Genomic DNA, 18,530 nt, shown 5'->3' with positions numbered 1-18,530 from the left:
CGAGTGTAGCGCACCCGCCTCCGGAGGAAAGTTGGGGCGCGCTGCCCGGTGCGGCCCCATGCGGGCCCGGCCGGCAGGGCTTGCGGGCAGGGCTTGCGGGCCGGGCGCGGCGCAGCGGCCGGGGCGGCCATCCGCCCGGGGAAAGCGGCAGGCCGGGCGGATTCCGCCTCCCCGCCTGCAACCCTTGCCGCTCCTGCCGGCTTGGGCAGGGTGCAACGCGCCTGCCATCCGCGGCGAATCGAGGAGTGCTCCCGTGAGTGTTGGCCTGATCGCATTGCTGGACGACGTGTCGGCGCTGGCCAAGGTGGCGGCGGCATCGCTGGACGATGTCGCGGCCCAGTCCGCCAAGGCCGGCACCAAGGCGCTCGGCGTCGTCATCGATGACGCGGCGGTGACGCCGCGCTACGTGGTGGGCTTCGCCGCCAGGCGGGAACTGCCGATCGTCGGGCAGATCGCGCTCGGCTCGCTGAAGAACAAGCTGCTCTACCTGCTGCCCGGATCGCTGGCGCTCAGCTGGCTGGCGCCCTGGAGCATCACGCCGCTGCTGATGCTGGGCGGCGCCTATCTCTGCTACGAGGGGGCCGAGAAGGTGCTGCACGCCCTGCGCCCCCATGCCGCCGTGCACCACGAGGAGAAGACCGGCGCCACGCCGCGGGACCCGCAGGCGCTGGAGCGGCAGCGCGTGCGCAGCGCCATCCAGACCGACTTCATCCTGTCGGCCGAGATCATGGCGCTGACGCTGGCCGGGCTGACGGGGCAATCCACTTTCGCGCAGGCGGTGATCCTGGCGGTGGTCGGCATTGGCGTGACGCTGCTGGTCTATGGCTCCGTGGCGCTGATCGTGAAGGCCGACGATGCCGGCGTCTCGCTGGCGGTGAACGAGCGGCCGGCCTCCACCCTGCTGGGCCTGCGCGGCGGTGGCGGCGTGGTGCCGCGGGCCGCCGCCCCGGCACCCGCCGCGGTCAGCCGCCGCGCCGTCCTGCCCAGCGCGATCCCGGTGATCGACGCCCCGCCCGAGCCGCCGAGCGGCGCCGACCGGGCGCTGCGGCCGCTGACCCGGGCGCTTGGCCGCGGGCTGGTGGTGGGCATGCCGCATTTCCTGCGCGTCCTGGCGATCGTCGGCACCGCCGCCATGCTCTGGGTCGGTGGCGGCATCGTGCTGCACGGGCTGGAGGAGTTCGGCGTCACCGCGCCCGGCCATGTCGTGCACGACATCGCGCACCGGGCGGGCGAGTTGTCGGGGGGGCTGGGCGGCGCGGTGTCCTGGCTGGTGACGGCCACGCTGTCCGGCCTGCTGGGGCTGGCCCTGGGCGCGCTCATCATCCCGCTGGCGGAGTATGTGCTGGCGCCGCTGGCCGGCGCCGTGGCGCGGATGGTGCGGCCACGGAAGGCCGCCTGAGGCCAGGCCCCGGCGCGCGCCGCGCCAGGGCCAATCAGGTCAGGGCCGGCCGGGTTAGGTGCCGGCCGGGTCCTTGCCGCCCAGCTTGTCCTGCGTCCGGGTCTCGAAGTCGCTGGCGTCGTGCCGCTCGTGCAGCTGGCTGGCCAGGTCGCCGGAGACGCGGTTGACCATGCGCCCGCGCCGGACGGCCGGCCGCTCGCCGATCATGTCCGCCCAGCGCTGCAGGTTCTTGTAGCTGCCGACCTGCAGGAACTCGGCGGCGTCGTAGAGCCAGCCCTTCGCCAGCCCGCCATACCAGGGCCAGATGGCGATGTCGGCGATGGTGTAGGTGCTGCCGGCGATGTACTCGCTCTCCGCCAGGCGGCGGTCCAGCACGTCCAGCTGGCGCTTCGTCTCCATGGCGAAGCGGTTGATGGGGTATTCCATCTTGGTGGGCGCATAGGCGTAGAAGTGGCCGAAGCCGCCGCCCAGATAGGGCGCGCTGCCCATCTGCCAGAACAGCCAGGAGAGGGTCTCGGCCCGCGCCGCCGGCTCGGTCGGCAGGAAGGCGCCGAACTTCTCCGCGAGGTAGGTGAGGATCGCGCCCGACTCGAAGACGCGGATGGGTGCCGGGCCGCTGCGGTCCAGCAGGGCGGGGATCTTGGAGTTCGGGTTGACCGAGACGAAGCCGCTGCCGAACTGGTCGCCCTCGCCGATGCGGATCAGCCAGGCATCGTATTCCGCGCCGCTGTGGCCGAGGGCCAGCAGCTCCTCCAGCATCACCGTGACCTTCACGCCGTTGGGCGTCGCCAGGGAATAGAGCTGGAGGGGGTGGCGCCCGACCGGCAGCTCCTTCTCGTGCGTGGGGCCGGAAATGGGGCGGTTGATGTTGGCGAAGCGGCCGCCGCTGGCCTGGTCCCAGGTCCAGATTTTCGGCGGGCTGTAATCGGCCGGGTTGCTCATTCCAGAATCCTCCGGATCGGTGTCGATCATGGCGGGAGCGGATGGTGCCGCCGTGCCCGGCCCCACGAGAGGCCCGGCGCGATGTCTTGGCAAGAGCCTTGGCGCGGGGGGGGGCAGGGCGCCGCACCGGCTCTGCGCCGGCGCGGCCCGGAGCCCCTCAGGCTTTCAGCAGCGCCGCGAGCTGCGGCACGTAATCCTGCCCGTGCCCCTGGGCGACCACCGAATCCAGCGTGGTCCCGACCGCGTCGGCGATGGCGCGGTGCACGCCGGCCGCTTCCGCCGCCTGGCGGTAATAGCCCAGATCCTTGGCGGCGTTGCTGATGAAGAACGGCACGGAGGAGGGGTCGCCCTCGAGCAGGAAGGGCGAGATGCGCTGCAGCGCCGTGCCGCCGCCGCCGCCCTGCGCCAGCACGTCGACCAGCGTGGCCATCTCCACCCCGGCCTTCTGCCCGTGCGCCGCCACCTCGGCCAGCAGCGCCAGGAAGCCGAGCGAGACGTAGTTGTGCAGCAGCTTCATCAGGTGGCCGGAGCCGACGCCGCCGATATGGGTGATGTTCTCGCTGAAGGTCTCGAGCAGCGGGCGGAGCCGCTCCAGCAGCGCCGTGTCGCCGCCGACGAGGAGGTTCAGCGTGCCGGCGCGGGCATGCTGCGGCAGCCGGGTCATGGCCGCGTCCAGGAACTGCCCGCCCGCGGCGGCGACGGCGGCGGCCATGCGCGCGCTGGATTCCGGCAGCGCGGTGGAGCAGTCCACCACCACCGTGCCCGGCCGCAGATGCGCGACCACGCCGTCCGCCCCGGTCAGGATCGCCTCCACCTGCGGCGAGCCGGTCACGCAGAGCACGATGACATCGGCCGCCTGCGCGACATCGGCGATCCGCGGCGCCACCTGCACGCCCATGCCCTGCAGGTCGTCCACCGGCTGGTTGCCGGGGTGGTCCAGGATGGTCAGCCCGTAACCCGCTTTCGCGATGTTCCAGGCGATGCCATGCCCCATGAGGCCGATGCCGATCATGCCGATCGCGGGTTGCTTGCTCATATTCCCTCCTGGTCCAAGGCTTGCCGCCGGACCGTGCGGCATGGCCGTCTCGCGGCAGCATAACGCAACCGCGCGGGGTGGAGTAGCCGGCCCCCCCCGGCGCGCCGGGCCGGAGCCTCCTGGCCCGTCTCCCGCAGGGGGCAGCCGCGGCGCATGAGCATCATTGGCGCCGGTGATTTGGGGCCTGCGCGGCCTGGGCCCATATCCCCGCATGACACCGGCCCCATCGGTCAGCACCCGCCCCGGGGCCGCCCATCTGGATCACGCCCACCATGAAGAAGATCGGCTTCCTGTCCTTCGGCCACTGGACGCCCGCCCCCGGTTCCGGCACCCGCTCCGCCGCCGACGCCCTGCTGCAATCCATCGACCTCGCCGTGGCGGCGGAGGAACTGGGCGCGGATGGCGCCTATGTCCGCGTCCACCACTTCGCCCGGCAGCTCGCCTCGCCCTTCCCCCTGCTCGCCGCGATGGCGGCGAAGACCCGCCGCATCGAGCTCGGCACCGCCGTCATCGACATGCGCTACGAGAACCCGCTCTCCATGGCCGAGGATGCCGGGGCCGCCGACCTCATCAGCGGCGGCCGCCTCCAGCTCGGCCTCAGCCGTGGCTCGCCCGAGCAGGTGATCGATGGCTGGCGCCATTTCGGCCATGCCCCGGCCGAGGGCGAGACCGACGCCGATATGGGCCGCCGCCACGCCCTGGCCTTCCTGGAGGTGCTGGGCGGCCAGGGGATCGCCCGGCCGAACCCGCGCCCGATGTTCCCCAACCCGCCGGGCCTGCTGCGCCTCGAGCCGCATTCGGAAGGGCTGCGCGAGCGCATCTGGTGGGGCTCCGGCTCCAACGCCACGGCGGCCTGGGCGGCGCGGCAGGGCATGAACCTGCAAAGCTCCACGCTGAAGGACGACGAGAGCGGCGAGCCCTTCCACATCCAGCAGGCCGCCCAGATCCGCGCCTACCGCGCCGCCTGGCGGGAGGCCGGCCATGCCCGGGCGCCCCGCATCTCGGTCAGCCGCAGCATCTTCCCGCTGCTCGACGACCGCGACCGCGCCTATTTCGGCAGCGGCGGCAAGGAGCGGGACCAGGTCGGCTTCCTCGACGAGAAGACCCGCGCCATCTTCGGTCGCGGCTACGCCGCCGAGCCGGAGGAACTGGCCGCGCAGCTCCGCGCCGACGAGGCCATCGCCGAGGCGGACACCCTGCTGCTGACCATCCCCAACCAGCTCGGCGTCGCGTACTGCGCCCATGTCATCGAGGGCGTGCTGAAGCACGTCGCCCCGGCGCTGGGCTGGCGCTGAGACCCGTGCGCCCGGCGGATGCTACTCCAGCCGCAGCCCCGCCTCGCGCACGACGCGCGCCAGCGTCTCCACATCCTGCCGCGCCAGGGTCTCCATCTCGGCCACGGTCAGCGGCTTGAGCACCACGCCGGAGGCGGCGGCCACCTCCCGCACCTTCGGGTCCCGCGTCGCCGCGCGCAGGGCGGCGTTGACCTTCTCGATCACCGCCGGCGGCGTGCCGGCGGGCGCGAAGACCGCGAACCAGGCATCCACCGTGTAGCCCGGCAGCCCGGCCTCCGCCGTCGTCGGCACATCGGGCAGGGCCGGCAGGCGGGCCTCGCTGGCCACGGCCAGGGCCTTGAGCTGCCCGCCCTGGAGCAGCGACATGGCCGAGGAGGGCGTGGTGATGAAGATGTCCACGCGCCCGCCCACCACATCCTGCAAGGCCGGCGCCGCGCCGCGATAGGGCACGTGCAGCATCGGCGCGCCCACCCGCTGCGCCAGTTGCAGCCCGGCGATGTTCTGGATCGAGCCGGTGCCGGCGGAGGCGTAGGTGACGCGGCCGGGATTCTCCCGGATGTGCCCCACCAGCTCGGCCAGGCTGCGGACCGGGATGCCCGGCCCGGCGAAGATGACGTGCGGCGCGAGGGTGGCCATGCCCACGGCGGCGAGGTCGCGGTTCGGCTCCCAGCCGATATCCGGCATCAGCGCCGTGTTGGCGCCGTGGTAGCCGGAATACTGCAGCAGCAGCGTGTAGCCGTCCGGCCTGGCGCGGGCGGCGGCCAGGATGCCGACATTGCCGTTGCCGCCCGAGCGGTTCTCGATCACCACCGGCTGCCCGAGCGTCTGGCCCAGCGCCTCCTGGAACAGCCGCGCGGCGAAGTCGGTGCCCCCGCCGGGCGGGTTGGGCACGATCAGCGTGATCGGCCGGTCCGGCCAGCCGGCCCCGGCCTTCTGGGTTCCAGTGGGCTGGGTTCCAGTCTGTTGGGTTCCAGCCTGTTGTGCCTGGGCCCCGCTGGCGGCGAGGCCGGCCGTGGCCAGCAGGAACAGGCGGCGTGTGGTGCCCATGATGCGTCTCCCCGTTTTTCTTGGTTGGGCCTGCTGATGGTGGCGCGGTGCCGTTCAGTCCGGCGCCGGCTCCAGCAGGTTGATCGGCCGGCCGGCGGCGAAGGCGAGGATCTGCTCCACCGCCGTGTCGTAGAGCGCCTCGTAGGTGGCTTCCTCGACATAGCCGAGATGCGGCGTGCAGAGCGCGTTGGGCAGGGCCAGCAGCGGGTGCCGCCCGCCCAGCACCGGCTCCTCCTCATAGACATCGACCGCGGCGCGGCCGGGCCTGCCCTGGCGCAGCGCCGCCTCCAGCGCGCCGGCCGCGATGATCTGCGCCCGGCTGGTGTTCACCAGCAGCGCGCGGGGCTTCATCCGCGCCAGGTCGGCCGCCGTCACCACGCCCTGCGTCTCCGGCGTCAGGCGGATGTGCAGCGAGAGCACGTCGCTCTCCGCGAAGAAGGCCTCGCGGCTTTCCGCGAAGGCATGGCCGGCGGCGCGGGCGCGCTCCCGCGTGCCCTCCCGGCCCCAGCACAGGATGCGCATGCCGAAGGCCTCGCCGACCCGCGCCACCCGGCCGCCGATCCGCCCCAGCCCGTAGAGGCCCAGCACCCGCCCCGAGAGGCCGGTGCCGAGGCTGCCCTGCCACTGCCCGTCGCGCAGGCGCTGCGCTTCCTCCGGGATGTGCCGCAGCGCCGCCAGGATCAGCGCCCAGGTCAGTTCCGCCGTCGCCTCCACCCCGCCGCCGCCGCCGGCGCAGACCGTGATGCCGAGCGCCCGGCAGGCGGCGAGGTCGATATGGTCGACATTGCGCCCCGTCTGGCTGATCAGCCGCAGCGCCGGCAGGCGCTCGAGGAGGGCGCGGGGCAGGGCGGTGCGCTGCTGGGTGAGCAGCACCGCCTCGGCCCCCGCGAGGCGCGCGGCCAGCGCCGCCATGTCGCGCGGCGCGTCGTGGAAGACGGCCAGCTCATGGCCGCGCAGCTTCGCCGCGCAGCGCAGCCCGGCGAAGGCGCGCGGATAGTCGTCGAGGATGGCGATGCGCATGGCCCGCCGCCTCAGCCCGCTGCCGCCGGCGCGGGCACCGGCCGCGCCGGCGGCAGCACCGCCCGCAGCGAGGTGCGCACCACCGCGGCCAGCGGCCCCGGCGCGCGCAAGGCCTGTGCGAGCGCCGGCAGGTCCGCCTCCGTCTCCACCCGCAGCAGCGGGGCGCCGAAGGCGGCGCACCAGGCGCCGAGATCGGGGTTGGCGAGGTCGGTGCCCGAGACGCGGCCCGGATGCTGCCGCTCCTGGTGGATGCGGATGGAGGCGTAGCTGCCATTGTCGGAGAGCAGCAGCTTGATCGGCAGGCGGCGCGCCATGCCGACGGCCAGCTCGCCGCCGGTCATCAGCGCCCCGCCATCGCCCACCGCGCAGATCACCGTGCGCTCGGGGTGGCGCAGCGCCGCGGCCACCGCCGCCGGCACGCCGAAGCCCATGGCGCCCGAGATCGGCGCCAGCAGGCGCTGCGGCGGCCGCCAGGCGAGCTTGCGGTAGAAGGGCGCGGCGAAGGTGCCGGCATCGAGGGTGACGATGGCATCCGCCGGCGCGCATTCGCCCACCAGCTGCGCCACGCGCAGGAAGGGCAGGCCATCCGGGAAGTCTCCGGCGGTGGCGCGGCTGTCCGCCTCCTGGAGCTGCCGCAGGCGGCGGTTCCAGCCGTCACGGCCGGGCGGGGCGGCGGCGGGCTCGGCGGACAGCGCCGCCAGCACCGCTCGCGCCTCGGCGGCGATGGCCAGCTCGGCCGGGAACAGCCAGCCCAGGAAGCGCGGATCGGCACAGACATGCACGAGGCGCTGCCCGGGCGCCGGCCAGCTGTAGCCCTGGGTGGTGATGTCGGTCAGCCTCGTGCCGAGGGCGAGCACCAGGTCCGCCTCGGCGAAGGCCTGCCGCTGCGCGTGCGGGTTGCGCAGCCCGAGATCGCCGGCATAGAGCGGATGGTCGTTGGGGAAGAGGTCCTGGCGGCGGAAGGAGACCGCCACGGGCAGCTGCCAGGCCTCGGCGAAGGCCCGCAGCGCCGCCCGCCCGCCTGGCCCGTCCAGCCCGTGCCCGGCCAGCAGGATGGGCCGCTCGGCGCGGCGCAGCAGGCCGGCCAGCTCGGCGGCGGTGTCCGCCGGCAGGCCGGCGGCGCCGAGGCGGGTGGGCGGCAGGGCGGGCGCGGCGCAGGGCGCGGCCAGCACATCCTCCGGCAGGGAGAGCACCACCGGCCCCGGCACGCCCTGCGTGGCCATGCTCCAGGCGCGGGCGATCAGCTCCGGCACCTCGTCCGGGTGCGTGGCCTCGCCGACCCATTTGGCGATGCCGCCGAACATCGCCCCGTAGTCGATCTCCTGGAAGGCGCGGCGGCGCAGGTCGCGCTTCTCCACCTGGCCGATCAGCAGGATCAGCGGCACCGCGTCCTGCTCGGCGGTGTGCAGCGCGATGGCGGCGTTGCAGGCGCCGGGCCCGCGCGAGACCAGCACGATGCCGGGCCGGCCGGTGAGCCTGGCATCGGCCACCGCCATGAAGCCCGCCCCGCCCTCGTGGCGGCAGGTCACGAGGTCGATGGAGGGGTGCGCGTGCAGCGCATCGAGCAGCGCGATGTAGGATTCCCCCGGCACGCAGAAGGCGCGGTCGGCCCCGCGCGCGGCCAGGGTGTCGAGGAGGATCTCGGCGGCGGTCTTGGCGTTTCCCATGCCGGATGGATAGCGCGCCAGCACATGCGCCGGCTTGCAGTAGCAGCTATGGTCCCAGGCTATGGACCAGACGCGGCTCCGCTCCCTTCTGGCGATCGCCGAGCATGGCGGCTTCGGCCGGGCGGCGGCGGCGCTCGGCCTGGCGCAGCCCAGCCTGTCGCGGCAGATCGCGCTGCTGGAGCAGGAGGTCGGCCGGCCGCTGCTCTACCGTCACGGCCGCGGCGCCCGGCTGACCGAGGACGGGCAGCGCCTGGCCGATGCCGCCCGGCCGCTGCTCACGGCGCTGGCGAACCTGCCCTCGGCGCTGGACGACCCGGTGCCGCGCGGCCAGGTGGTGCTCGGCGTGCCCACCTTCATGTCCGTGCATCTGGCGGAGTCGATCTTCGGCGAGCTGCGGCGGCGCTACCCCCAGCTGAACATCCGCCTCGTCGACGGCTTCAGCGGCTTCATCAACCAGTGGCTGACGGAGGGGAGGCTCGACATCGCCATCCTCTATGACAGCCAGCGCAGCCGGGCCATCACGGCGGAGGTGCTGGCGGAGGAGGATTTGCTGCTCTTCGCCCGCCGGCGCCGGGCCGCCGACCTGCCGGGCCAGGAGGCGGTGCCGCTCTCCGCCCTGTCGCGGCTCGATCTGATCCTGCCGGACCGGCAGCACGGGCTGCGGCGCGCGCTGCAACGGGCCGGCGCGCACCCCGACCCGCGGCTGCTGCTGGAGGTGGACAGCCTGACCGCCATCCGCACGCTGGTCGAGCGCGGCATCGGCTGGAGCGTGCTGCCGCGCGCCGCGCTGACGCGGGAGGCGGCGGACCGGCGCTACGTGCTGCGGGGCATCGGCACGCCGCCCCTGCGCGCGCGGCTGATGGTGGCGCTCAGCCCCACCCGCGCGGTGACGCCGGCCCTGCGTGCCGTTCTCGCCCACCTGCATGCCATGGTCGTCCGGCTGCAGGCGGGCGGCGTCATGACGCCGCCCTCGCCGGCCTCCCTTCGTCCCGGAGGCTGAGCGGAGCGGCCGCAGCCCGCGCCGGCGAACCGGAAGGCCCCGGCCGTGTTGATGTGCTGTGTGCCCTCCAGCCAGAGAGAAACCGAAGCATGGCCGATCCATCCAGCCCCAAGGAGCTTCCTGGCAATCACGGGCAGTTCGGCAGGAACATCGCGACGGAGGAGTACAAGCCCCTGGACAACCATGAGGGTGAAGGCCGCGCCGCTCCTCCCCCCTCCGCCCCGGCCGGGACGGATGGACGCAAGGCGGGCAGCTGATGCCGTTGCCGGTGCGCGAAAGGAGCCATGGAGATGCAGGCCGGTGAACAGGAGCTTTCGGACGAGGAGCTGCGGACGCTCGAGAGCCTGCTGGCCCGGCTGAGCGGGCGCGGCGCGAGCCTGCCCAAACCGCTGTTCCGCTTCATCACCGAGGTCTCGGCCACCGCCAATGTGGATCTGCTGGTGCGCGACGGGGAGGGACGCGTGCTGCTCGCCTGGCGTGACGATGCCTTCGGCACCGGCTGGCACGTTCCCGGCAGCATCATCCGCCACCGGGAGGACATGGCCCACCGCATCGAGGCCTGTGCCCGGGATGAGTTCGGCTGCGCGGTGGAGGCCGCCGAGCGGCCGGTCGCGCTGCTGCAGATCTTCGACGATCGCGGCCATTCCATCTCGCTCTGCTATCCCGCGATGCTGCGCGGCAGCCCCGGAAAGCGCATCGTGGAGCCGGGCGGCACACCCGAGGCGGGCGACCTGTGCTGGTTCACGGAGCTGCCCGCCGCGCTCTATCCCAGCCACTTTGTGTACCGCGAGGTGCTGGAGGCGCTGGAGCACGGGCAACTGGGCGAGGGCGCCCGGCTGTTCACCCAGCGCGCCGGCCGCCGCGGCACCAGCCAGGCGATGCCGGAGGGCGTGATCCGCGATGACGCGCCCCTCGCCTGATGAGGGAGAGGCAGACCGCATCGCGGCTTCCCGGCCTGTCCCATGGCTGGGCCACGGTGGGGCGTCGCCTGCTTACACTGTGCCGGACGCAGCAAAGACCCGCCGAAGCGGACCCTTGCTGAACACCTGCATTCTCCGAGAGGATTTGGAGCAGCGGTGGAAACCCGAGCCCAACCTTCGCTGGGTGCCGTGAGACGCGTCTCTCCGGCTGCGTCATCTCCCGCCAAGGGCGAGCCCCTCTCGGCCATGGCGAACGAGGTCGGCTCGCCATGGCTTGGGCCCCTGGTACCTCAAGCCGCCACGGTACACGTCGCGCATTGGATAGCGTCCCACTGGCCCGCTTCCTCGGCGGTCATCTCCGCTGAAGTCAGCCGGCCAAAGGCCGCGGCCGCGTCGAGCGTCCGGGATGCCGCATCGGCGCGAAGGTCTGGCCCCTGCAGACGGAAGGAGGCCGGCGAGAGCGGCCCGAACAGTAGCGCACGCCGAAGCAGCGGGTGCTTGTCCGGTTCAGGCTCCACGCCGGCACGCTGCGCAAACAGGGTCGCCAGGACATGCATGGGGATGGATTGCGGGCCGCTGCGCCCGGCACGGCACTGCGCCAAGCCCCCACGCAGGTCACCCTCCGTGGGCGTCGGCACCAGCCCCGCCCAGGCATAGGCCAGCCATCGCGCCTGCAGCTCCAGTACGGGGAAGTACGGCCCCACCTGGTCGAACATGCCGATGAAGGCGAGCCCCGGCAGATCCGGATGAAAGGTATGGTCGTGCAGGTCTATGTGCTGGTCGTCCACATCCAGGGCTGCGGCGATCGCCTCGCTCAGGAAGGGCAGTGACAGCCGGTAGCCGGTCGCGAACAGGATGGTGTCCACCGTCTCGGTCGTGCCGTCGGTGAAGCTGACTTCGGTGCCGCTGATGCGGCCGATCCAGGGGCGCGTGTGGATGCGCCCTTCGGCGACGAGAGGCAGGAAATGCTGCGACTGGGTGAGGCCGGCAGCAAAGATGGTCGCATCCGGCTTCGGCGCGCCGAACTGCTCCGGGCTGCCTGAACTGGACACCACCAGCTGCCGCAACCCGGCGGCCAGCGCCTCGGCCGGCAAGGCGCGACCGGCGAGGGCGGCGAAGCGCGTGAACGCCACGTGGTCGGCCGGCACGCCCGCCAGAAGCTTCTGCAGGACGTAGCGCTGCCGGCGGCTGGCCACCACCACCCGCCGCGCACCGCCGAGCGCGAGTTCCGAGGCGATCTCCAGGGCGCTGATGGAGCACCCGGCGACGAGCACGGCCTTGTCCCGATAGGCGGCCGGTCCGCCATAGGCCTGGCTGTGCACGGCGCCGCCCGATCCGGCAAACTCGCCGAGGCCTTCCACCGCCGGCAGGAAGGGCGCCGTGAAGCGCCCGCTGGCGACGACGACACGGGCGAACTTCTCCGCCCGCGGCGTCCCGGCATGCCGCGACCGGACAACCCAGCCGCGGTCCCCCGGCGCGTGTTCGAGACGTTCAACGGCCGTCGAGACCCGGATCTGCCCGGCGATCCCGGCCTGGTCGGCATAGCGACGCAGGTAGTCCAGAATCTCTGCCTGGCTCGGGTAGACCGCGGTTCCTGGCGCGTGGTCGAGGTCGCTGAAAGCGGTGAGGATGCGGCTGGTATTGGTCCGCATGCCCGGCCAGACGCCGCTCAGCGGCGAAGCCGCGTTCCATTGCCCGCCGAGCTGGTCCGCCGCCTCGAACAGTACCGGCGTGAAGCCGTGCCGCCGCAGCCAGGCCGCGGTGGCGAGGCCGGCGGGGCCGGCTCCGATGATGGCCACCTGTTGCGGCGGCATCTGAAGAGGATCTTCGGTGGTCATGGCGGCGCTCCCCTGTGGTCCTGGTGCGCCGCATTGGTAGGGCTGCCGATAAGGGCCGGCTTCCTAAGACCTTCCTAAGCGTCAGACCTGTTTCCTAAAACTTTCCTACGCGGCTATTCTCCCTCGCCATGGCATCCGGCTTGGGCATGGTCTTGGACGAGGGTTTGGCCAGCTTCCTGGAGGAGCCTGTCATGATCATCGTCGGCACCCAGGCCGACGGATACCTGCCGGAGATCGCCCGGGCGGCCGGCGCGGTGCTGGAAGCGGATCGCGCGGCGCTCCACCTCATGGTCTCGGCCTGGCAGTGGCCTGAGACCATCGCCAACCTTCGCGCGAACCGCCGCATCACCGCGACCTTCAGCCGCCCGGCGGATTACGAGACCTATCAGTTGAAGGGCACGGTGACCGCCATCGCCCCCCCGACGCTGGAGCAGCAGGCGCGGGCAACCCGCTATCTGGCCGAGATCGGCGAGGTGCTTGCAGGCTTCGGCCTGGCGCCGGAAATCTCGGCGCCGTGGCGCGTGGCGCGCGACCTTCTCGCGCTGCGCTTCGTGCCCGAGGCGGTGTTCGTCCAGACGCCGGGTGCCACGGCCGGCCAGAAGCGATGACGGCGGATCCATGACCCTGTCGCTGACCGAGCTCGCCGCATGTTTCGAGGGCGTGATCCCCTCCATCCTCTGCACGGTCGGCGCCGACGGCACCCCCAACATCAGCTATCTCTCGCATGTCACCCGGCTGGATGACGAACATGTCGGGCTATCGGACCAGTTCTTCTCCAAGACGGCTCGCAATATCCGTGAGAATCCACGCGCGGCGCTGCTGGTTGTGAACCCGCATGACGGCGCGCAGTACCGGCTGGACCTGCAGTATTGCGAGACGGTCGGCAGCGGCCCGGTGTTTGAGCGGATGGCAGCCGACCTCCGGGCGACAAGCGCGCAGGTCGGAATGACCGACGTGATGCGGTTGCGGGGCGTTGCGATCCATCGGGTGCTCGGGCTGCGGGCGGTACGCTCGCCCCTGGCGGCCGCTCCGCCGGAGGCATGGCGCGGCAGTGCATTGCCGCGGATGGCAGCAGTCGTGGATGCGTTCGCAGACAGGACGGAACTCGGCGAGATTGTCGATGCCGCGCTCGATGCCCTGGAAGCCGCGTTCCGGCATGGCGCCACGATGATCCTGCTGCATGACCCGGCCCGCGACTGCTTTGTCACGCTCGGCAGCCGTGGCTACGGCCGCACCGGCATTGGCGCCGACGTGTTGCCCGGCGAGGGTCTGATCGGCCTTTCAGGGAAGGAAGGCCGCGCCATCCGGGTCAGCGACGCAAGCCGCCTCCGGCGCTTCGGCGCCGCGGTGGAGGCCTCGTCGGAGCAGGAGAACCGCACGCGGTCCGTCGCCCTCCCGAGCTTGCCTGGCGCAATGAGCCAGATCGCGCTGCCCATGGCCACGCAAGGGCGCATCCGTGGCGTTCTCTTCCTTGAAAGCCCGAAGCGGCTGGCCTTCTCGGCAGAGGATGAGGCCGCCCTGGCCCTCATCGCACGCCAGCTTGCCGCGGCCATCGCGCTCAGCGAGGCGGATGCGGCCGAAGCTGCGCCGGATGCACCCATACCGCGACGGCCATCGGAGGTCGCCAGCCCACATATCAGGGTGGTCCACCACGCCCATGACGACAGCGTCTTCATCGAGCACGACTACCTGATCAAGGGCGTGCCTGGCCGGATCCTCATTCACATGCTGGAGGCATTCCTCAGCGCCGGACAGGTCGATTTCTCGAACCGCGAGATCCGCACCGACAGAGCGCTACGCCTGCCGGGGCTCAAGGACAACCTCGAGACAAGGCTCCTGCTGTTGCGCCGCCGCCTGGAAGACAAAAACGCCCCAATTCGCCTGCTGCGCCTGTCGCGTGGACGCATCCGGTTGCATGTCGCCGGCTACCCGATTGTCATATCGGACAGGAAATCGGGCGCTCAGTGAACGGCCGGCTCGGGGCCGCCGCACCAGACGTCCTCCGTGCCGGTGCCATCCAGCCGGGTCCGATAACGGTGGAGGAGGTGCGACCGGATGCGCATGGTCTCTGGGCTGGAGCCTTGGAGACTCGGCATGAGATTAACCAGTGATCGCCGCCTTCGCGGCGACCACGCCGGGCAACTCAAGCAGGACGTTCACGACCCAGCGCATCCATTGTAGCCTCGTATGCCTTGAAGTGGTCCCCATCCGCCGGACAGTTTGACGGCCTGGATAAGCTCGGTCCTGGTTCTTGTCAGGCCGCCAATCTCGTCATCTCATCTACGCCACCATACACCTCATCGGGGGTTTGCCCTGCCAGGGTGCTGTGTGGGCGTCCGGCGTTGAGGTGGTCCCCGGATTTTGGACAGGAGGCTAAGCTGGGTCTGCCTGTGAGATGGACGGACCCGTATGACGGGCAAGCGGACGCGATATTCGGCGGATTTCAAGGCGAAGGTGGCGCTGGAGGCGCTGCGGGGTGAGCTGACGACGGCGCAGCTGGCGGCCAAGCACGGCATTCACCAGACGATGGTGGGCGACTGGAAGCGGCAGGCCATGGAGGGGCTAACGGCGGTGTTCTCCGGCAAGGCAGCGGCGCAGGAGAGCGCGAAGGCGGCTGAGGCGGATATCGAGAAGCTGCACGCGAAGATCGGGCAGCTGCTGGTGGAACGGGATTTTTGGCCAAAGCGTCCGGTCGATGAGCCTGGAGCGGCGGCGCCAGATGATCGAGCCGGAGCACCCGAAGCTGTCGGTGGTGCGGCAATGCGAACTGGTCTCGATCAGTCGGTCTGGGTTCTACCACCGGCCCACGGGCGAGACGGCACTGAACCTGGAACTGATGCGGCTGATCGACGCGCAGTTCCTGGAGACGCCCTGGTATGGCTCGCGGCAGATGGCACGGCACCTGCGGCGCGAGGGTTATGCGGTCGGCCGCAAGCGCATCCGGCGTCTGATGGCGAAGATCGGCCTGGCGCTGATCTACCAGCGGCCGCGGACGACGGTGCCGAACCCCGAGCACCGGGTTTTCCCCTACCTGCTGCGGGATCTAATCATCGAGATGCCCAATCAGGTCTGGTGCGCCGACATCACCTACCTGCCGATGCGGCGCGGCTTTCTCTGCCTGGTCGTAGTGATGGACTGGGCGACGCGCAAGGTACTGGCTTGGCGGGTGTCGAACACCATGGAAGTGGAGTTCTGCCTCGAGGTGTTGGAGGAGGCCATGGCGCGGTTCGGGCGGCCGGAGATCTTCAAGACCGACCAGGGCAGCCAGTTCACCTCGCCGCGCTCCGCCGGCCTGCTGCAGCAGGCCGGGGTGCGCATCTCGATGGACGGCCGCGGCCGCTGGATGGACAATATCTTCATCGAACGGCTGTGGCGCAGCCTGAAGTACGAGTGCGTCTACCTGCATGCCTTCGAGACCGGCTCGGAACTGCGGGCCGGGCTGTCGAAGTGGATCGGCTCTACAACGCCGGACGCCCACACAGCGCCCTGGCAGGGCAAACCCCCGATGAGGTGTATGGCGTAGATGAGATGACGAGATTGGCGGCCTGACAAGAACCAGGACCGAGCTTATCCAGGCCGTCAAACTGTCCGGCGGATGGGGACCACTTCAGGGTGCCCTTCACCCACAAGCCCGCCAACCCCGATCGGGAACTCGATACCAAGCTGCGCGCCGAATGGCCGGGCATCCTGCGGGGGATAATCGAGGGCTGCCTTGCATGGCAGAAGCACGGCCTGGAGCAGCCGAAGGTCGTGCTGGAGGCGACAGCGGAGTATTTCAGCGACCAGGATGCTGTACGGCAGTGGCTGGACGAATCCTACGAGGTGAGCAATTGCCCGCCCCACTACGTCGACACTACTGCGGGCCTATTCGGCAGTTGGCGGGCATACGCCCTGGCACGCGGCGAGGAAGTCGGCAGCGCCAAACGATTCAGCCAGACTCTCCAGCGCGAGAGTTCACTCCAGTCAAAGATAGCGACGGCATCCGCGGCCGAGGCTTCCAAGGTCTGCGAGTGAAGGTCGAAGTCCAACGCCACTGGCAGGAGCGGGACGAGTGAACCGGCGTTGCGACACATGCGACACATTCGACGCTTGTTCCCATTCTCCTGCCACGCACGCGCACGCATGGGCGATCATACCCCTGACCTGTCGCATGTGTCGCAAACCACCGTTGAGGGGTAGGAGGAGGGGGCTTGGAAGGGTTCAAAAGGCCTGCTCGAAGAAGAAAATGCCCTCCCCTGCCGGTGCTTCCGCTGGAGAGGGCCTACCACGTCGACGTGTCGACACTCCGACATGTCGGCTTCATTCTGCCAGCTTGCCGCAACGATCTCCTTCAGACGCTCAACAGCGACAGCATCCAGAGGACCAGCAATGTGCTGCCAGTCGTGGCTGCGATCTTAACCATACCGATGATAAGCATTGCTCCCTCCTAAGGCGCTCATCGAGTGGGCCCCTATTCGTCTGCGAGGCTGTGTAAGCCTGAATTCTCTCCGAGGCCCTTGGGCCTGCAGCAGGACGACTTGAGTGAAGAAATCAATAAGCAACGAGAGGCGGGCCTTTAGAGCCCAAAAGCCGGTTTTGCCTTCTGGCCATGAACACAAGCTTGCGGCGCTCGCCTTTCAACAGTCCCGCTCCAGCATCAAGTCGTTTCTGAACTCTGCTCAGAGTGATCTGGCTCGGTAGACCTCGCATCATCGCCGGCTAATCTCTGTCCGGTACTGCACCGAGAGACCATGCCGGCAGGCTGTTCTCATACTCGTTACATCGTGCCCTTCCTCTCACTAGGGCGAGGCCTAGTGAGAGGGCGGCGGCAGCGCAGTTTTGGCCCTAAAACCGGATCACTGAAGTTGAATTTTGATTTTTGGTCCGATCATAATCCGCCACCCATCCTAGTGACACGGATCGTCTGATGCTCATCGGATATGCCCGAACCTCCACGGCAGAGCAGGAAGCTGGCCTCGATGCCCAGGAGCGCGATCTCCGCGCCGCCGGCTGCGAGAAGATCTACGCGGAGCGGGTCTCCTCCGTGGCCGCCGATCGCGCCCGGCTCGCCGAGGCATTGCGCTTCGTTCGGTCTGGGGACGTGCTGGTGGTCACCAAGCCTGACCGCCTGGCCCGCTCCACCGCCGATCTCCTCTCCATCGTGACCGACCTTGAGAAGCGCGGCGTGGCCCTGCTGGTCCTCTCTATGGGTGGTCAACCAGTGGACACCCGCGGCGCCACGGGGAAGCTCCTGCTGACCATGCTCGCAGCCATTGCGGCCTTTGAGAGGGACCTGATGCTGGAGCGGCAGCGGGAGGGAATTTCCGCAGCAAAGGCGGCCGGGAAGTACAAGGGCCGCGCTCCAACTGCCCGTGCCAAGGCTTCTGAGGTCCTGGCTCTCCATGCGCAGGGTGTGGCAGTTGCGGAGATAGCCCGCCGGCTGAACATCGGCACAGCCAGTGCATTCCGGATCCTGCGGGGTAGCCGCTCCTCCTGAGCCTTATCCAACGCTGGAAAACCTCGGAAAACCACGGAATAAATATCTGATTTAGAACAGAAAATTCCAATTGAGGGGCAGATAGGGCACCGATACGGTGCCTATATGCCTCGTATCGGACCTCATTCGCGTGCCCGCAGCCTGCAGAAGATGGACGGCCGCACCCGTGAGGCGCGGCTGATGCGGGATCTTCGCGCAGAGCTGTTCGCGCATGTCGGTGGAAAGCCCTCTGCCACACAGGTGGCGCTCATCGGCCGTTGCGTCTGGCTCTCGCTCCACATGGCGTAGATCGATGCCAAAACCGCCGGCGGCCGGGCGATGACTGAGTACGACAGCCGCACTTATCTCGCCTGGAGCAACACGCTGACGCGCACGCTGCGGCAGCTCCGGCTGGAGGGTAAAGCGCTGGGTCCGCCGAAGACGCTGGCCGAGTACGCCGCGGAGCGGGCGACACAGGGAGCCACTGGCAACCGTGGGGCCGCCGCCTGATGCCGGCCCAGGCCATGACCATCCATCGAGGCGATGGACGATCCCAACCTGTTTGGGACGCATTTTCGCGGGGAGAGCTGGGGCGCCTGGAGGGCCTTCCTGGCGGCTTTGTTCGCCCTCCCCATGGATGAGGCGCAGGAAGCCATCTACCACCACCACACGGGCCGTACGGCGCTCCCTGGCGGCGCCAGCAAGGAAGCGGTGCTGGCTGCCCCGTTCCTGGCCTTCGGCGCGGCCATCGCCTTCGCTGGCGCGATGCGGCAGGACTTCTTCACCTAGGCGACGTGGACAAAGGTGCTTCACACCCTGAACCTGAGGTGATTCAAGGCTGCCTCCTGAAGGGAGGCGCCGGTGCTGCGAGGTTTGCTGACGGACGAGGAATGGGCCTTCTTCGAGCCCTT

At 70.3% G+C, this 18,530-nt stretch carries 17 protein-coding genes and 1 pseudogene; 12 read left to right on the top strand and 6 right to left on the bottom strand.

Going from position 1 to position 18,530, the window contains the following annotated elements; genetic code table 11:
- The first annotated feature begins 253 nt into the window (after nt 1-253).
- A complete protein-coding gene (locus CR165_RS03040) occupies nt 254-1,399 on the top strand; it encodes a DUF808 domain-containing protein (RefSeq protein WP_109515501.1) in 1,146 nt (381 codons plus the stop codon).
- 54 nt (nt 1,400-1,453) lie between these two features.
- On the opposite strand, the gene yghU is transcribed toward CR165_RS03040, so the two are convergent.
- A complete protein-coding gene (gene yghU / locus CR165_RS03035; RefSeq protein WP_109515500.1) occupies nt 1,454-2,341 on the bottom strand; it encodes a glutathione-dependent disulfide-bond oxidoreductase in 888 nt (295 codons plus the stop codon).
- Between the two features lie 157 nt (nt 2,342-2,498).
- Nucleotides 2,499-3,377, bottom strand: coding sequence for an NAD(P)-dependent oxidoreductase (locus tag CR165_RS03030; protein ID WP_109515499.1), 879 nt, complete (start codon nt 3,375-3,377; stop codon nt 2,499-2,501).
- A gap of 272 nt (nt 3,378-3,649) precedes the next feature.
- On the opposite strand from CR165_RS03030, the gene CR165_RS03025 reads away from it, so the two are divergent.
- Nucleotides 3,650-4,672, top strand: a complete 1,023-nt coding sequence (locus CR165_RS03025) for an LLM class flavin-dependent oxidoreductase (protein ID WP_109515498.1) — start codon at nt 3,650-3,652, stop codon at nt 4,670-4,672.
- A gap of 21 nt (nt 4,673-4,693) precedes the next feature.
- On the opposite strand, the gene CR165_RS03020 is transcribed toward CR165_RS03025, so the two are convergent.
- From CR165_RS03020 to CR165_RS03010, 3 genes are read right to left on the bottom strand one after another with little or no spacing between them, the layout of a single operon-like run.
- Entirely contained in the window at nt 4,694-5,719 is a 1,026-nt protein-coding gene (locus tag CR165_RS03020) for a Bug family tripartite tricarboxylate transporter substrate binding protein (RefSeq protein WP_109515497.1), read from the bottom strand.
- 54 nt (nt 5,720-5,773) lie between these two features.
- Nucleotides 5,774-6,739 carry a D-2-hydroxyacid dehydrogenase family protein gene (locus tag CR165_RS03015; protein ID WP_109515496.1) on the bottom strand — a complete coding sequence of 322 codons (966 nt, stop codon included), beginning with the start codon at nt 6,737-6,739 and terminating at the stop codon, nt 5,774-5,776.
- Between the two features lie 11 nt (nt 6,740-6,750).
- The gene (locus tag CR165_RS03010) at nt 6,751-8,406 is read right to left on the bottom strand and encodes a thiamine pyrophosphate-binding protein (protein WP_109515922.1); all 1,656 of its coding nucleotides are present in this window, start codon (nt 8,404-8,406) and stop codon (nt 6,751-6,753) included.
- A 61-nt stretch (nt 8,407-8,467) separates the two neighbouring features.
- On the opposite strand from CR165_RS03010, the gene CR165_RS03005 reads away from it, so the two are divergent.
- The 3 genes from CR165_RS03005 (at nt 8,468) to CR165_RS03000 (ending at nt 10,326) form a co-directional block, all read left to right on the top strand.
- Entirely contained in the window at nt 8,468-9,406 is a 939-nt protein-coding gene (locus tag CR165_RS03005) for a LysR family transcriptional regulator (protein WP_109515495.1), read from the top strand.
- 89 nt (nt 9,407-9,495) lie between these two features.
- A complete protein-coding gene (locus tag CR165_RS24825; protein ID WP_181377982.1) occupies nt 9,496-9,663 on the top strand; it encodes a hypothetical protein in 168 nt (55 codons plus the stop codon).
- 33 nt (nt 9,664-9,696) lie between these two features.
- Complete coding sequence (locus tag CR165_RS03000; protein WP_146201815.1) at nt 9,697-10,326, top strand: NUDIX hydrolase; 630 nt, start codon at nt 9,697-9,699, stop codon at nt 10,324-10,326.
- 290 nt (nt 10,327-10,616) lie between these two features.
- Here the strand turns inward: CR165_RS03000 and CR165_RS02995 are convergent, their stop codons facing one another.
- The gene (locus CR165_RS02995; RefSeq protein WP_109515493.1) at nt 10,617-12,164 is read right to left on the bottom strand and encodes a flavin-containing monooxygenase; all 1,548 of its coding nucleotides are present in this window, start codon (nt 12,162-12,164) and stop codon (nt 10,617-10,619) included.
- A gap of 191 nt (nt 12,165-12,355) precedes the next feature.
- Between CR165_RS02995 and CR165_RS02990 the strand changes: the two genes are divergently transcribed.
- The 7 genes and pseudogenes from CR165_RS02990 (at nt 12,356) to CR165_RS02965 (ending at nt 18,408) form a co-directional block, all read left to right on the top strand.
- Nucleotides 12,356-12,772 (top strand): hypothetical protein, encoded by a 417-nt coding sequence (locus CR165_RS02990; protein ID WP_219929668.1) that lies wholly within the window; start codon nt 12,356-12,358, stop codon nt 12,770-12,772.
- Nucleotides 12,773-12,782: 10 nt separating this feature from the next.
- Nucleotides 12,783-14,132 carry a pyridoxamine 5'-phosphate oxidase family protein gene (locus CR165_RS02985; RefSeq protein WP_109515492.1) on the top strand — a complete coding sequence of 450 codons (1,350 nt, stop codon included), beginning with the start codon at nt 12,783-12,785 and terminating at the stop codon, nt 14,130-14,132.
- 441 nt (nt 14,133-14,573) lie between these two features.
- A pseudogene (locus tag CR165_RS02980) lies at nt 14,574-15,713 on the top strand (IS3 family transposase).
- A 63-nt stretch (nt 15,714-15,776) separates the two neighbouring features.
- Nucleotides 15,777-16,178, top strand: coding sequence for a hypothetical protein (locus CR165_RS02975; RefSeq protein ID WP_109515491.1), 402 nt, complete (start codon nt 15,777-15,779; stop codon nt 16,176-16,178).
- Between the two features lie 892 nt (nt 16,179-17,070).
- Entirely contained in the window at nt 17,071-17,640 is a 570-nt protein-coding gene (locus CR165_RS02970) for a recombinase family protein (RefSeq protein WP_109515490.1), read from the top strand.
- Nucleotides 17,641-17,958: 318 nt separating this feature from the next.
- A complete protein-coding gene (locus CR165_RS24820; RefSeq protein ID WP_181377981.1) occupies nt 17,959-18,129 on the top strand; it encodes a hypothetical protein in 171 nt (56 codons plus the stop codon).
- Between the two features lie 33 nt (nt 18,130-18,162).
- Complete coding sequence (locus CR165_RS02965; protein WP_109515489.1) at nt 18,163-18,408, top strand: hypothetical protein; 246 nt, start codon at nt 18,163-18,165, stop codon at nt 18,406-18,408.
- The last annotated feature ends 122 nt before the right edge of the window (nt 18,409-18,530 follow it).

The sequence above is a fragment of the Teichococcus aestuarii genome (assembly GCF_003116135.1).
GTDB classification, from domain to species: Bacteria; Pseudomonadota; Alphaproteobacteria; order Acetobacterales; family Acetobacteraceae; genus Pseudoroseomonas; species Pseudoroseomonas aestuarii.
Note: the sequence above shows the minus strand (reverse complement) of the source record. Positions and strands in the feature narration are given on the sequence as shown.